The following is a 12,883-nucleotide window of genomic DNA, read 5'->3' on the forward strand; positions in this document are numbered from 1 at the left end:
TTTGCAGACCCGCGGCTCAAGTATAGCGCAATCCGGCCCGGCTGGGGCACCTGGGCGCACCAACCCGGCGGACGCCAGACATTCATGCCGGTTGTGACGAGGCCGTGGAGACCGCGCCAGGCTCCATGACGCCCTGCAGGGTCTCCGCGATGAGGTTGTCCACAACGGCATGCAGATCGCCGTTGGTTTCCTGAAAAATCCGCAGTTGGCGGTCGGCGCTCGTTCCCTCCCTGAGAATCGTGTGGACGTATTCCAGCTCCGACCGGCTTCCGAGCTCGTCCACCACGTCATCCACGAACTCAAGCAGCTCCAGAATGAGGGACCGCACCGGCACTTCCGCCTGCTTGCCCAAATCCAGCAGCTTCCCATCCAGCCCGTAGCGTACGGCGCGCCATTTGTTTTCCTCGATGAGCATGCGGCGGTAGAGCCGGAAGCCCATGTTCTGGCGCAGCAACTTGTAGAGCTTGGCCACCACGGCCTGAAAGAGCGCCGCAATGGCAATGACCTCATCCACCTTGGCCGGCAGGTCGCAAATCCGGAATTCGAGCGTGGGGAAAACGGGATGGGGACGCAGGTCCCACCAGATTTTCTTGCCGTTGTCAATGCAACCCGTCTTGATGAGCAGCTTGACGTAGTTATCGAACTCGCTGGACGAGCCGAAGTAATCTGGAATGCCAGTGCGTGGAAACTGCTTGAAGACTTCGGAGCGATAGGACTTCAGCCCGGTGTTGCGTCCGATCCAGAAAGGCGAACTCGTGGTCAGCGCCAGAATGTGCGGCAGAAAGTAACGCGCCGCATTCATAATGTGGATGGCGTCGTCGCGGTTTTCAATCCCGACATGAACGTGCAGCCCATAGATGGACAGCGCCCGCGCCAACTGCTGCATTTCCTCGATGAGCTGAAAATACCGCTCATTGGGCGTGATTTCCTGGTCTTTCCAGTGGGAAAACGGATGGGTCGAAGCCGCCACGATCCGCAGGTTTTTCTTGTGGGCCAGCGTCGCCACCGTGCGGCGCAGCCTGACCACATCCGCGCGCGCTTCCTGAATGTTGTGACAAATCCCCGTGCCCACCTCGACCATGGACTGGTGCATTTCCGGCTTGAGCTGCTCGCCGAGCAGCATCATGCCTTCGTCCAGAATTTCGGCGACCCGCGAACGCAACTCACGGGTGTCGGGGTCAACGATTTGGAACTCCTCTTCGATACCAAGTGTGAACTCCTGAGCCATACGCGATCCTCTTGTTGCCAATACAGACTGACTAACCAAACTCCCGGCCAAACTCCCAGCACACCAAACACCCTGCCACAAACCAACCCGGACCAACTCCCGCCCGGCAACACCGGCGGCGGGCACCGGCCTGAGCGTCAATCCTTCAGAACAAACGTCGGCACCATGCCGCCGCCGGAGGTGACGTTGCACAGCGCCGTGCTCGACAGCCGGGTAAAAGCGCCGCCCACCTTGCCGTGAAACAGTAACGGGTCGAGGTCCACAAGCTGCTCAATGAAGTCAATCCCGCCTTCCGGCGTGAAGTGGGGAAAAACCTCGTGGGCGGTGGGGACTTTTTCCTGTACGAGGCAGTCGCCGTGCAGCCCTTCGGCAATTGCCGTCTCCCATTCCGCCGGCGTGGCTTCCCAGCCGACGACCACCCCCTTGCCGCCGTATTCGTCATTGGGCTTGATGACCAGCCGCGTCTGATGGGCGCGGATGAACTCCAGCAAGTCCACCGTTTCGCCGGCGTAGGTCGTCTTCCCTTCAGCCAGACGGCGCGTCCACGGAATATGCGCCCGGATGGCCGCCTGCTGCTCCGGCGTAAACAGCTCCGCATACCGTTCATCGGTCAGGACGCCAAAAAACATCTTCTTGTGGACGAACTTCGTGCGGAAGCCATTGACCACACACACCGCGCGGTCGCGGTAGGCATTCACCAGCGCCTTGCATTCCTCCGGGCGCTCCAGGATGTCATTCGTCAACACACGCCGGTACACCAGATCAATCCTGAAATCCCCACAGCAGAGCCGGCCCCCGTGGTAATCCAGCTTTTCCGGTGGTGCAATGATGCACTCGAAACCTTCACTTTGGAAGTAGGCCTGAAACTGCTCGAACTCGCACTGCGTGGGCAGTCCTTCCCAGTCCACGATGGCAATGCGGGGCTTGTCCGTTCCACCGCTCCATTCCCGGTATGCCGTCAGGAGCGTCTCCAGCAGCAGATGCCGCGCATAGAGCGGCATGACCGGATACTTCTCCACAAACCGCTGCATCACCGGTAGGTCCATAAAGATGCGCGCCATGACCTCGCAGTAGGAAATTCCGGCCGGATTTTCGGCATTGAGTTCGACAAAGGAAAACGCCTCTTCGGTCAGAAACGAATCGAGCCGGGAGGTGATGGAAATCCCCGTGTAGCCGGGGTCAATTTCAATCAGGCGGGCTTCGCCGTCGGTGATGCCCAGGTCGTCATAAATACGGCGGTCCGTCAGCGCCGTGCGCCCCACAATCTCCACACACTCCCAGATGCGCGCACATTCGGCACACAGGTAACGCCACTGTTCGGCCGTTATGAAGTGGGGGCGCAGGTAGGGCGAAAGCGGCCGTCCGCCAAAAATCATCTTCTCTTCGGCGCTGCGGGCAGCCAGAACATCACGGGCTTCAGTCAGCGTGGTGGGTGTTTCCTGAAGCAGAGCGTCGTAGTGGGCAATCGCAGCTTTCAACGTCGGGGTGCTTTCCATGGCTTCTCCAAAAAGGGTGTGTCAACGATAGAACGTTTCGAGTGCCCGGCCGCCCGCCGCGGCCACCTTACTCCAGGCGCTCAAGGATGGCGGCATACTCAAAAAATCCCGTCGGATGGGGCACTGTGCGCTGGGGCGGCTCCACCCACCGCCAACGCTCCAGCGCAAACAGCACGCGCATCGCTTCCAGCCCGCAGTGGTAGGGCGGCCCGCCGGGCCGGTCGGTCTGCATCCACAGGGCAAACAACCGCCCGCCCGGTCGCAGCCAGCGGCACAGTTGCGCCTCGTAACGGGGCCAGTCCTCCGGCGACAGCGCACACAGGCAGGTCTGCTCATACACCGCATCGAAGGGCACCGCATCGAAGGGCACCGCATCGAAGGGCGGCTCCGGCTGCCAGGTGCGGACATCCCCCTCGACCACGTGGGCCGTCAGTCCCGCCTGCGCCAGCTTCTCCCGTACCCGCTGCACCGGAGTCGGCGCAATATCCAGTCCCCAGACCTCAAAACCGCGCCGGGCCAACGCCAGCACCTCATGACCGTAGCCACAACCGGGGATGAGAATCCGGCCGGGCTTCAGCGCCCCTTCGTCCAGCCAGTCCTCCAAGGCCGGGCTGACGCCACCGCGATCCCAGGCGGTCAGGTCGGCCCGGTATTTCTCATCCCAGAACGATACTGTGTCCGCGTCCATGCCCGGCATGATAGGCCGCTACATCCGCTCGGCAATCATCTCCTGCCACCGGAAGATGTGCGTCCGCTCCTGGGGACGGCCTTCCTGCGCCAACCGGATGAGCATCTGGCTGACGGTTGAAACCATCCACTCGAAGTTCACCGGGCCGACCGAGAACGAATCGGCGTCCGGTGCGGGATTCATGAAGTCAATGGCATAGGGAATGCCATCCTGAATCGCAAACTCGATGGTGTTGATGTCGTAGCCAAGGGCTTCGCACAACATGCGGCACTCGCGGACAATCCGGGCATGCAGGTCCGGTTCGAGATAGTCTTCGGGGCGGATGTCGAGGTACTGCGTCGGATAGGGCCGCGCCGGATCGTACGGCATGATGAGCACGTGCTGCTTGGCAATGCAGTAGCACCGTACGTAACGGTCGAATTTGACAAACTCCTGAAGCGTCATGCAGAGCTGTCCCGTCCGGTCATAGACCTGAATCAGCTCCTCCAGCGAGTTGATGCGATAGACATCGCGCCAGCCGCCGCCATCGTGCGGTTTGAGAATCGCCGGCAGCCCCACGTAGTCCACAATCGCCTGCCAGTCGAGTGGAAATTGCAGGTTGCGCAACGACTGTGAAGTGATGCGCTCCATGTACTCTTTCTGGGGCAGCAGTGCCGTCCGGGGAATGGCCACGCCCAGCCGGAGCGCCATGGAGTAGTTGAAAAACTTGTCGTCCGCCGACCACCAGAAGGGATTGTTGACAATGACCGTTCCTGACAGATAGGCGTTTTTCAGATACGCCCGATAGAACGGGATTTCATGGGAGATGCGGTCAATGATGACGGCATAGGGGCACACGGCATCCATACGGATGCCGCCGATAGTGACATACTCGGCCGTCACCCCCGTGTCCTGCGACTGCATGTTGATGCGCTCGATGAGTGCTGGCGGAAAGGTGTTTTCACGCCCGACCAAAACGCCGACCTTTTTCATAACGATTGACGAATCCTTTACGGCAGGACGACGTGCAGACTTCGGCGGTCTGCCTGTCTGCCGGGAAATGGGATGAACTGGATATGGCAACGGTGCGACGCAGCCACGCCATTGTCAAGCGTTCCGCTGCAAGGTTACAGCTTGCAGTTGCCAGAGGACACCTTCTAGCATAACCCCGGATTCAGTTCACCTTTGGGAGACCCACGTGGAACGCACTGCGCCGCAGAGTACGGCTTCCGACCTGGCCATCTCGGTCATCGAACGGGCGCGTCGCCTGGGGGCCACGGCCGCCGAAGTCATTTTCCGTGAGAGCATCGAGTTTTCAGCGTCCGTGCGCCTGGGCGACATTGAAACCGTCAAGGAAGCCGGCAGTCGCGGTCTGGGGCTGCGCGTCCTGCTCGATGGCCGGCAGGCGTCGGTCTCCACTTCGGACTTTTCTCCGGCGGCTCTGGATGAACTCGTCGAGACGGCGCTGACGCTGGCGCGCGCCACTTCGGTGGACGAAACCGCCGGGCTTCCCGACCCGGCCGATCTGGCGACGGAAATCCCTGACCTCGACCTGTATGACCCGGCGGTGCTGGCGCTGTCGGCCGAGGAAAAAATCCGGCTGGCGCTCACGGCCGAGCAGGCCGCGCAGGCGTATGACCCGCGCATTGTCAACTTTGAAGGCGGCGGCGTGGACAGCGGCGCCGGGCACACGGTGCTGGCCAACTCGCTGGGCTTTGTCGGCGAATACCGCAGCACCTCGCTTTCCCTGGCCACGGTGCCGGTGGCGCGCGACGCCGACGGCCGCCTCCAGCGGGATTACTGGTACGACGCCCGCCGCCGGCTCGCCAGCCTCGAAGACCCGGCCAGCGTGGGCCGCCGGGCAGCCGAGCGCACGCTACGCAAGCTCGGCGCGCGCCGCGTCCCGACCCAGACCTGCCCGGTTGTCTTTGCGCCGGAAGTCGCCGCCAGCCTCATCGGACACGTCTTCGGCGCAGTCTCCGGCGACGCCATCTTCCGCAAGGCGTCTTTTCTGGTCGGCAAACTGGGCGAGCAGGTGGCCTCGGCGCTGGTGACGATCATAGACGACGGCCGGATGCCCAACGGCCTCGGCTCGCGGCCTTTCGACGGGGAAGGCGTGCCGACCCGCCAGACAACGGTCATCCGCGAAGGCCGGCTCGAAAGCTACCTGCACAACACCTACACGGCGCGCAAGCTGGGCGAACGCACCACCGGCAACGCCGCACGCGGCCTGACCGGCGCGCCCTCCGTGGGCGTCAACAACATGTACCTCGTTCCCGGCCCGCACCCGCCGGAAGCCATCATCGCTTCCGTCCGCCATGGCTTCTACGTGACGGAACTCATCGGCTTTGGCGTCAACGGCGTCACCGGAGACTATTCACGTGGGGCAGCCGGACGCTGGATTGAAAACGGTGAACTCACCTTCCCCGTCGAGGAAGTCACCATTGCCGGCAACCTGCTGACCATGCTCAAACAGATTGAAATGATCGGCAATGACCTCGACTTTCGCGGACGCATGGCCGCGCCAACGCTCAAAATTGCCGAAATGACCATCAGCGGCACATGATGCCCGCGGCACCTCGCCGTCTGCTGATGCCGGCTGTCCCTCCCTTGACACCCAACCCGGAACCACCCGCCATGTCTCTCCCGAAAACACTGCTGGCCGCCGCCCTTGGTCTGGGGCTTGGTTTTCTGCCCTTGGCTTCAACTCCGCCCACAACCACGGCGGCCCAGAGCCAGAAGATGCTCTGCGCCGCCAACGAAGAACTCATCTTCGGCGCGGTGACGACGGGCGGCAAAATGGCCTGCCTGTGCGGCTCGCCCAATCTCACGGCCCAGCGCGGCTATCTTCAGTACCGGTTTGGACGGCCCGGCCGGATCGAACTCGAATACCCCGCCGAGCGCGCCGGCTCGCAGCAACGCTTCTACTATGCGCACTACACGCGCTTCCAACGGGAGTGGGCGTCCGTCCGCTTTCGGAACCGTGAGTACAACTACCGGCTGTTCTACAGCTTCGACGGTGAAACCGGGCGGCCGACGACCGAATACGGGCTGAACGTCTATCTGGGTGAAGGCGACAAGGGCACAAACTTCACCCTGCGGCGCAACACTGTCGTGGGACGGCTTCAGGCGCTGGAAGACATCCTGCCCTGCGATCGCGAAGACCCAACCAACGATTGTCCCTGAACCTCCACCCGGCGTCGGGTGGGCGCACCGGTTATGTCCGGTCATGCCTGGAAAGTCATGGTTGGAAAGCTGTACCAGTCCGCCCGCCACATCCTCGAAGCCGGAAGCGATGCGGTGCTGCTGCTGCTCGCGCCGCAGGTCTGCCGCCAGTGTGGCGCGTGGGTTGAACGGCAGGCCGACGGCACAGCCTGCCGCGCCTGCTGGGAAGCATGGTTCGCTGAGCAGTCGCGCTACCGTCCGGGCTGTCACCGCTGCGGGCGTTGGGTTGCTGCGGACGCCACCATGGTTCAGCCCCAGAAACAGTGCGCCCAGTGCGCCAACTGGTCCCTGACCCGGGCGCGGTCGGGCGGCGCATACACCGGCGCGCTGCGCGCAGCGCTGCTGGCGCTCAAACACACGCCCCGGCTGCCGACGCCGCTGGTGCAGCGTCTTCACGCCACCTGGCATGAGCAGTCTGTGCTGCACACGAGCGACATCCTCGTGCCCATTCCGCTTGCGCCGCGCCGGGAACGGGCGCGTGGCTACAATCAGGCCGTACGGCTGGCCGAAGCCGTGGCGCAGGTGGCGCGCCGTCCCGTGGTGACGGAAGCCGTGGCGCGGGTCATCGAGACCTATCCCCACCGGGCGGGACTCGATGCGCGCGCCCGGCGGCAGGCGCTGGAGGGCGCGTTTCGGGTGATTCGTCCGCGCCTGATTGCCAACCGGCGCGTCCTGTTGGTGGACGACGTGCTCACTTCCGGGGCCACGCTCGATACGGCAGCCCGGGCGTTGCTGGCGGCCGGGGCCGCGGAAGTCAGTGCGTTGACGGCGGCCCGGACCTTACGCCACACATCTCTGGTATGAAACCGTTGCGTGTTCTGTCGCTGCGGCATCAGCTTGGTCTGGCGGCCGGATTGGCGGCGCTGGCGATGTCCGGGCTGGTGCTGGCGCATCCGCAGCCGTGGGCCTGGGAACTGGCCCTGACCCGGCAGGTACAGGGCTGGATGTGGCTGCATACCCCGTTGCAGGTCATTTCGTGGCCGGGCAACGATGTCCTGCGGCAGGGACTGCTGATGCTGGTTGTTTGCAGCCTTCTGGCGCGGCACGGCTGGCGACGGGAAGCGCGGACGCTCGCCGTCGCCGGCAGCGGGGCCTTTCTGCTCAATCTGGGTCTCAAGGCGCTGGTGGCGCGCGCCCGTCCGGCAGCGGACGCCGTTCAGCTCTACGTGACGGCCAACGGATGGAGCTTTCCTTCCGGGCACGTCATGTTCTACACGGCCTTCTATGGCGGGCTGGGCGGCTTTGCCTGCCGGAAGCTGCCGCCGGGAAGCAGGCGTACGGTCATTCTGTCCCTTTGTGCCATACTCGTCGGGCTGGTCGGGCTGTCACGCATCTTTCTGGGCGCGCACTGGCTGCTGGATGTCGTCGCCGGCTACGGTTTCGGGCTGGCGTGGCTGCTCGCTGTCGGCGCTCCCCTGTGGCAGGCGGACGGGTTGGCGTCACCGGCTGCGCACACAACACCGTCGGCGGCGCCCCGGCAGGTCGAACACCACGGATGAAAGGTTGCCCCTATGTCGGAAACATGGCTTCCACCCTGGCTCTTACCCTGGCTTCCGGGCATTCCCTGGATGCGCATCTGGACCTACTTCATCGTCTTCTATGTGACCTATTCCCTCTTCACGCTCTGGTCCTACCGCTTCGCCATCCAGTCCACAGGCATGCGCGAAGCCACCTTCCGGCAGGCGGCGGCGGCGCGGGCCGTGGACATCGGGCTGCTCATCGTGGCGTTTCTGGCGCCGGTGTCGTGGCTTATCAAGTTCCCCCTGCTCTTTCTGGGACAGATCATCGCCTTTGCCGTGGTGTTCCGGGCGCCGCTGGGACGCGCCATCATCGGCGCGATGCTGACGTGGCTGATGGGCGGTCTCTTCACGCTCATCTACCTCGGCCTGCTGGTGCTCTACATCTGGTTTTTCCGCAGTCTGCCCTACGGAGCGCCCTCCGGAGACGGCTACGTACCGGGTGTGGCATAACGCCCCGGCGCGGCCGCGTGCAGGTAGATGTTCTTGAGTTCAACGTAGTGCCGGACGCCTTCGGCAATCCGGGCACGCTCCACGTCGGTGACGGGACGCTTGACCTTCGCCGGCACACCGGCAACGAGCATCCCGGCCGGCACCACCATCCCTTCCGGGACGACCGCTCCGGCGGCCACGATGCTGCCTTCGCCAATGACCGCGCCATCGAGAAGGATCGCGCCCATCCCAATCAGGCAGTGGTCGCCAATCGTGCAGCCGTGCGCAATGACGCGATGCCCAACGACCACGCCCTGCCCAATGCGCAGCGGAAACTGCCCGCCCGTCACATGAAGCACGCTGTTATCCTGGATGTTCGTCTCCCGCCCGATGCGGATGTCGTTGACATCGCCGCGCACCGTACAGTGAAACCAGATGCTGACATCCGCACCAAGTTCGACATCCCCGATGACATCCGCCGACGGTGCGACGTACACCCCACCGGCCAGTTTTGGAAAGGTCTGCTGAAAAGCGAGAATGGCCATAACCACCTTTGCTGATTTGGATGTATCACCCTTAGCCTACAGGCCAACCTATGTCGGAAGCCAAGCCCAAAGATGTCGTCGGATGGACGTTGCCCATGGCTGAAGCCCGGCTTGGCGATCTCGCCTGGCAACGCGAAGCGCGCCCGGATGAGTTTCGCCGGGCTGTGTTTGGCGAAGGAGCCAAACGGCTGTGGGTCACGGCTGACGGCTGGCAGCTTGCCGGCGGCCGCCTGAGCGCCCGTTATGCGCGCATCCAGACGGCGCTGGCCGATGTGGCTACGCTGATGGTTTATCCGACGGCCAGCCCCGACCGGTTGCCCGTCTTTGCATGTGAGTGGGTCATGCTGGGCGACCGCGCCCACGTGCTCGTGCTCGACGTTGAATGCCTGGGCAACGCAGCGGACCGCCTGCGGGAACGCGCCCGGTCTGTCCTGATGCCGCTCCACGCCCGCTATGCCGACGCCCTGCCCCTGCCGGACGACCTGCCGCCGTGGTTTGCCGAAATTCGGGAAGCCTGGGCGCTGTTCACTTCCGGCGACCTGACGCGGCTCGCCGTGATGCAGCAGGCGTTTGAAGCCTATCTGCAGGCCACGGCCGGGAACCTTTACCGGCCGGAGCTGGCCCATGCGCAGGCCGGAGACGAACATCCGGCCGTAACCGCCTACAAACAGCACCACGCCGCCCATTCGCCGGGCTATGCCCTGCTGGCGCCCAAGGCCGGCGAAGTCTGGACGCGGGCCTTTCTCTGGGAATGGCACTTCGGCCCGCTGCATCCGCCAGCCTGAAACTCCCTGCCTGAAACTCCCTGGCCACACCCGACGCCCTGCCTTTTATCGGCTTGGTTTCCGGCCGGGCAGGTGTGGTATCTTCCGGTTTCCGATGTACCCTTGACCTGTACGCTCTGCCGCTCCCGACTTCTGCGCGGCGCGTTTCTGACGCCGCCCACGGACTATGACTGCACATGTTGCCCTGCCATTGCCGGTGGATCATTCGCCTGCCATGTGGTGGCCAGCCGACCTGGTTCTTGCCCTGCACCGGACACTCCGCCAGCGTCTGCCGGATGATGTGGCCCGCACGCTCTATCGCCTGGGCCGGTTTACGGGAGCACGTCTCGCCCGCGAGCAGGCCTGCGACCCGGATGATGTGCATCCGACCGGAGCAACCCCGGCGTCCATCAGCCGCCGCCTGCAGGTCTGGGACGAATGGTTTGCCAATGCCGGCTGGGGCCGCTTTGATGCCATCCCGCTGGGCCCGGCGACGGTCATCAACCACTACGACTCGCCCATCGCCATGGCGCTGCGCACGGAGGGACCGGCCGACAGCCCCGTGGATGACTTCTTTGCCGGTCTGTTCGCCGAACTTCTGACCCAACAAACCGGGCAGACCCAGGAAAGTGTGGAAATCAGTTGCCTGACCAGCCACGCCCACTACTGCTGTTTTGTCGTTGGTGAAGCCGGCATCGTCCGCAAGGTGTATGCCTGGCTCACCTATCACCTCGCACCCCACGACATTCTCAAGCGTCTCGCCGACGAGACGGCCCAGTGAACCAGCCATGGCGCGTTTTACGGAAACCGATGAGGCCGCCCAGCTTTTGCAGCAGATTCTCAGCATGCCCACGGACGCACGGCCGACCTACCCCGGCAGCGCCCCGGAAGCTCCGGCAGACTGGGATGAACACGCCACCAACGATGCCCAGTCTGCGGACGAAGCCGTAACCCTGCCCTTGGTCACCGGGCCAACACCGGACACTCCGGCCGAACCGGCGCCGGCCCCGCCGCCGCTGCCGGCGGCTTCGGAAACGGTCATCCGGGAACTCGTCACCACCCATGCCGGGCAGGTACAACTGACGCTGCGCACCTCTGCACCGACCTTGCCGGGAAGTTCAGACGCGGAAACCGTGGCGGCTTTCTTCCGGCGTGTCGTGCGCCCGCTTCCCAACGCCAACCTTTCTGCCATGTAGGGTTGTCATGCCGAAAACGCTGGCCGTAGTGAGCCTCAAAGGGGGCGTCGGAAAGACGACGACCTGCACGAATCTGGCCGCTTATGTGGCGGCGATGGGCATTCCGACGCTGCTCGTGGACCTCGATGTACAAAACGGCGTGCGGTTTGGCGTCGGGCTGGACGACTATGCCGGCCTCACCCTCGAAGATGTCCTGCTGCATCAGGGACGCCCTTCCGAGGCGCTCGTGCTCACCAACCGCTCGGAGTTGTCGGTCGTGCTTTCCGGCCGCTTCACCAGCGACCACGCGCTGGAAAGTTATGAACGCAACTTTGAGCAGGATGTCACCTGGCTGGCCCGCCGGCTGCCGCACTTCACTACGCCGGACTTTTCGCCCCAGCTCGTGCTGCTGGACACCCCCGCCGGCCTCGGTGCTGTAACAACCAGCGCCATCGTGGCCGCCGATGGCCTCATCCTGCCCATCCAGTGCGAGCCACTGAGCCTGCGCACCCTGCCGCCGCTGTTGCGCCGTATTGTCCAGCTCAAGGCCCAGTACAACCCGCGCCTGACCATCGAAGGCATCCTGCTGACGATGTATGACGAGCGCCAGGGCGCGGCAACCGATGTCGTCCGGCAGGTGCGCGAAGCCTTCCCCGGCGAACTCGTCTTTGACACCGTTATCCCGCGCCACGAGGAACTGTCCCTGTCGTTTGCCGTCGGCGCTCCGGCTGTCACCCTCAAGACCCGCGCCGCCGGCGCACAGGCTTATATTCAGCTTGGGCGGGAAATCATCATGCGGCTGCCGGAAGAAGTCGGCTACGCCATGTCGGGCTGACCCGTCAGGCTTCGTCAGCGTCGCCCGGAGATGATGCCGGTTTTTTGGACTTGAAGAAGGTGCTCCGGCAGGACGGGCAAATACCGTGCGTGAACTGGTAGTTGCACATCCGCCGGAAGTAGGTCTCGAACCGGACCGTGACCGTCTGGCCGCTGGCGTCCCGCTCCATGATGTCGCGGCAGTAGGCGCACACCCGGATGAATTCGGGCAGGCCCGTCTGAAGCGAAGTCAGCGGCAGGGCGTGCAGCAGCAGGACCACATCCAGCTTATCGCTGCCGGACTCTGCCGCCGGCTCCTCTGGAATCGGGATGACATCCACCTGCACGTGGGCGCGTTTTCCGCTGCGGGTCTGGCACCACACGTGGTCAAGGGTCACTTCCTGCTGCAGCGTCAGGCACTGACCCACCGGGTCAAGCCGTTCACCGGCTTCATTGACGAAAGCCAGTACTTCGTCAATCGAGAAAGTGTCCGGGTTTCCGGCTTCGACACCGGTCAGCGCCATGGCGGCCGGATTGAGAAAGCACACCCGCCCGGCCGCATCCAGCACGAAAACGGCCGATTCCAGCTTGGCCAGCGTTGACAGATAGTGCCGTTCGCGCCGCCGGTAGGTGCGCTCCAGCTCGGATTTCTGGAAGGCAATGCTGAGCGTTGACCGCAGCGTGGCATCGTCAATGGGCTTGGAGATGTAGCCGTAGGGCTGGCTGCGGATGACACGCTCGATGGTTTCCGGGTCGCTGTTGGCTGTCAGATAAACGACCGGCAGCCCAAAGCGGCTGTGGATGTGCTCGCCTGCCGTGATGCCATCCATCGGGCCCGCCAGACGAATGTCCATGAGCACGAGGTCGGGTGTGGTGTTCGCCACAAGATTCAGGGCCTCCTCCCCACTGTCCACAGTGCCGACCACCTCGCAGCCCATTCTTTCCAGCCGCAGACGGAGCGCCTCGGCAATCAGGATTTCATCCTCGACAATCATCACCCGCCGGTTGTTTGACGACATCA

General features: G+C 63.7%; 15 protein-coding genes. 9 read left to right on the forward strand and 6 right to left on the reverse strand.

Annotated elements, in window-relative coordinates; all coding sequences use genetic code 11:
- Window positions 1-82: 82 nt before the first annotated feature.
- The 4 genes from J8C05_RS08860 to J8C05_RS08875 all read right to left on the reverse strand — a co-directional run bounded on the left by J8C05_RS08860 (window position 83) and on the right by J8C05_RS08875 (window position 4,384).
- Window positions 83-1,228 carry a carboxylate-amine ligase gene (locus tag J8C05_RS08860; protein WP_211421854.1) on the reverse strand — a complete coding sequence of 382 codons (1,146 nt, stop codon included), beginning with the start codon at window positions 1,226-1,228 and terminating at the stop codon, window positions 83-85.
- Between the two features lie 137 nt (window positions 1,229-1,365).
- A complete protein-coding gene (locus J8C05_RS08865) occupies window positions 1,366-2,724 on the reverse strand; it encodes a hypothetical protein (protein ID WP_211421855.1) in 1,359 nt (452 codons plus the stop codon).
- Window positions 2,725-2,791: 67 nt separating this feature from the next.
- A complete protein-coding gene (locus tag J8C05_RS08870) occupies window positions 2,792-3,412 on the reverse strand; it encodes a methyltransferase domain-containing protein (RefSeq protein WP_459543823.1) in 621 nt (206 codons plus the stop codon).
- 18 nt (window positions 3,413-3,430) lie between these two features.
- Complete coding sequence (locus J8C05_RS08875; protein WP_211421857.1) at window positions 3,431-4,384, reverse strand: ATP-grasp domain-containing protein; 954 nt, start codon at window positions 4,382-4,384, stop codon at window positions 3,431-3,433.
- Between the two features lie 205 nt (window positions 4,385-4,589).
- Here J8C05_RS08875 and J8C05_RS08880 point away from each other — a divergent pair, with 205 nt between their 5' ends.
- From J8C05_RS08880 to J8C05_RS08900, 5 genes are all read left to right on the forward strand, one after another.
- On the forward strand, window positions 4,590-5,957 hold the full coding sequence (locus tag J8C05_RS08880; protein ID WP_211421858.1) for a TldD/PmbA family protein: 1,368 nt from the start codon (window positions 4,590-4,592) through the stop codon (window positions 5,955-5,957).
- Window positions 5,958-6,028: 71 nt separating this feature from the next.
- Complete coding sequence (locus tag J8C05_RS08885; protein WP_211421859.1) at window positions 6,029-6,577, forward strand: hypothetical protein; 549 nt, start codon at window positions 6,029-6,031, stop codon at window positions 6,575-6,577.
- Window positions 6,578-6,610: 33 nt separating this feature from the next.
- Complete coding sequence (locus tag J8C05_RS08890; protein WP_211421860.1) at window positions 6,611-7,420, forward strand: ComF family protein; 810 nt, start codon at window positions 6,611-6,613, stop codon at window positions 7,418-7,420.
- On the forward strand, window positions 7,417-8,115 hold the full coding sequence (locus J8C05_RS08895; protein ID WP_211421861.1) for a phosphatase PAP2 family protein: 699 nt from the start codon (window positions 7,417-7,419) through the stop codon (window positions 8,113-8,115). The genes J8C05_RS08890 and J8C05_RS08895 overlap by 4 nt, the downstream gene beginning before the upstream one ends.
- Before the next feature lie 12 nt (window positions 8,116-8,127).
- Complete coding sequence (locus J8C05_RS08900) at window positions 8,128-8,586, forward strand: hypothetical protein (RefSeq protein WP_211421862.1); 459 nt, start codon at window positions 8,128-8,130, stop codon at window positions 8,584-8,586.
- On the opposite strand, the gene J8C05_RS08905 is transcribed toward J8C05_RS08900, so the two are convergent.
- On the reverse strand, window positions 8,565-9,110 hold the full coding sequence (locus J8C05_RS08905) for a gamma carbonic anhydrase family protein (protein ID WP_211421863.1): 546 nt from the start codon (window positions 9,108-9,110) through the stop codon (window positions 8,565-8,567). The genes J8C05_RS08900 and J8C05_RS08905 overlap by 22 nt on opposite strands.
- Window positions 9,111-9,160: 50 nt before the next feature.
- Between J8C05_RS08905 and J8C05_RS08910 the strand changes: the two genes are divergently transcribed.
- The 4 genes from J8C05_RS08910 (at window position 9,161) to J8C05_RS08925 (ending at window position 11,884) form a co-directional block, all read left to right on the forward strand.
- Window positions 9,161-9,895: a hypothetical protein gene (locus tag J8C05_RS08910; RefSeq protein ID WP_211421864.1), complete on the forward strand. Its 735-nt coding sequence runs from the start codon at window positions 9,161-9,163 to the stop codon at window positions 9,893-9,895.
- 166 nt (window positions 9,896-10,061) lie between these two features.
- Window positions 10,062-10,655 (forward strand): 4-vinyl reductase, encoded by a 594-nt coding sequence (locus tag J8C05_RS08915; RefSeq protein ID WP_211421865.1) that lies wholly within the window; start codon window positions 10,062-10,064, stop codon window positions 10,653-10,655.
- A 7-nt stretch (window positions 10,656-10,662) separates the two neighbouring features.
- A complete protein-coding gene (locus J8C05_RS08920; protein ID WP_211421866.1) occupies window positions 10,663-11,070 on the forward strand; it encodes a hypothetical protein in 408 nt (135 codons plus the stop codon).
- A 7-nt stretch (window positions 11,071-11,077) separates the two neighbouring features.
- Window positions 11,078-11,884, forward strand: coding sequence for a ParA family protein (locus tag J8C05_RS08925; protein ID WP_211421867.1), 807 nt, complete (start codon window positions 11,078-11,080; stop codon window positions 11,882-11,884).
- Window positions 11,885-11,888: 4 nt separating this feature from the next.
- Here J8C05_RS08925 and J8C05_RS08930 read toward each other — a convergent pair whose 3' ends face one another.
- The gene (locus tag J8C05_RS08930) at window positions 11,889-12,881 is read right to left on the reverse strand and encodes an ATP-binding response regulator (protein ID WP_211421868.1); all 993 of its coding nucleotides are present in this window, start codon (window positions 12,879-12,881) and stop codon (window positions 11,889-11,891) included.
- Window positions 12,882-12,883 lie beyond the last annotated feature (2 nt).

The organism is Chloracidobacterium sp. N (assembly GCF_018304765.1).
Classification (GTDB): Bacteria; Acidobacteriota; Blastocatellia; order Chloracidobacteriales; family Chloracidobacteriaceae; genus Chloracidobacterium; species Chloracidobacterium aggregatum.

Excerpts from the sequence above, each read along its gene's own strand:
- J8C05_RS08925 (WP_211421867.1), top strand. The coding sequence starts at position 11,078 with ATGCCGAAAACGCTGGCCGTAGTGAGCCTCAAAGGGGGCGTCGGAAAG.
- J8C05_RS08900 (WP_211421862.1), top strand. The coding sequence starts at position 8,128 with ATGTCGGAAACATGGCTTCCACCCTGGCTCTTACCCTGGCTTCCGGGC.
- J8C05_RS08930 (WP_211421868.1), bottom strand. The coding sequence starts at position 12,881 with ATGTCGTCAAACAACCGGCGGGTGATGATTGTCGAGGATGAAATCCTG.
- J8C05_RS08910 (WP_211421864.1), top strand. The coding sequence starts at position 9,161 with ATGTCGGAAGCCAAGCCCAAAGATGTCGTCGGATGGACGTTGCCCATG.
- J8C05_RS08920 (WP_211421866.1), top strand. The coding sequence starts at position 10,663 with ATGGCGCGTTTTACGGAAACCGATGAGGCCGCCCAGCTTTTGCAGCAG.
- J8C05_RS08890 (WP_211421860.1), top strand. The coding sequence starts at position 6,611 with ATGTCCGGTCATGCCTGGAAAGTCATGGTTGGAAAGCTGTACCAGTCC.
- J8C05_RS08885 (WP_211421859.1), top strand. The coding sequence starts at position 6,029 with ATGTCTCTCCCGAAAACACTGCTGGCCGCCGCCCTTGGTCTGGGGCTT.
- J8C05_RS08870 (WP_459543823.1), bottom strand. The coding sequence starts at position 3,412 with ATGGACGCGGACACAGTATCGTTCTGGGATGAGAAATACCGGGCCGAC.
- J8C05_RS08905 (WP_211421863.1), bottom strand. The coding sequence starts at position 9,110 with ATGGCCATTCTCGCTTTTCAGCAGACCTTTCCAAAACTGGCCGGTGGG.
- J8C05_RS08915 (WP_211421865.1), top strand. The coding sequence starts at position 10,062 with ATGACTGCACATGTTGCCCTGCCATTGCCGGTGGATCATTCGCCTGCC.
- J8C05_RS08875 (WP_211421857.1), bottom strand. The coding sequence starts at position 4,384 with ATGAAAAAGGTCGGCGTTTTGGTCGGGCGTGAAAACACCTTTCCGCCA.
- J8C05_RS08860 (WP_211421854.1), bottom strand. The coding sequence starts at position 1,228 with ATGGCTCAGGAGTTCACACTTGGTATCGAAGAGGAGTTCCAAATCGTT.
- J8C05_RS08895 (WP_211421861.1), top strand. The coding sequence starts at position 7,417 with ATGAAACCGTTGCGTGTTCTGTCGCTGCGGCATCAGCTTGGTCTGGCG.
- J8C05_RS08865 (WP_211421855.1), bottom strand. The coding sequence starts at position 2,724 with ATGGAAAGCACCCCGACGTTGAAAGCTGCGATTGCCCACTACGACGCT.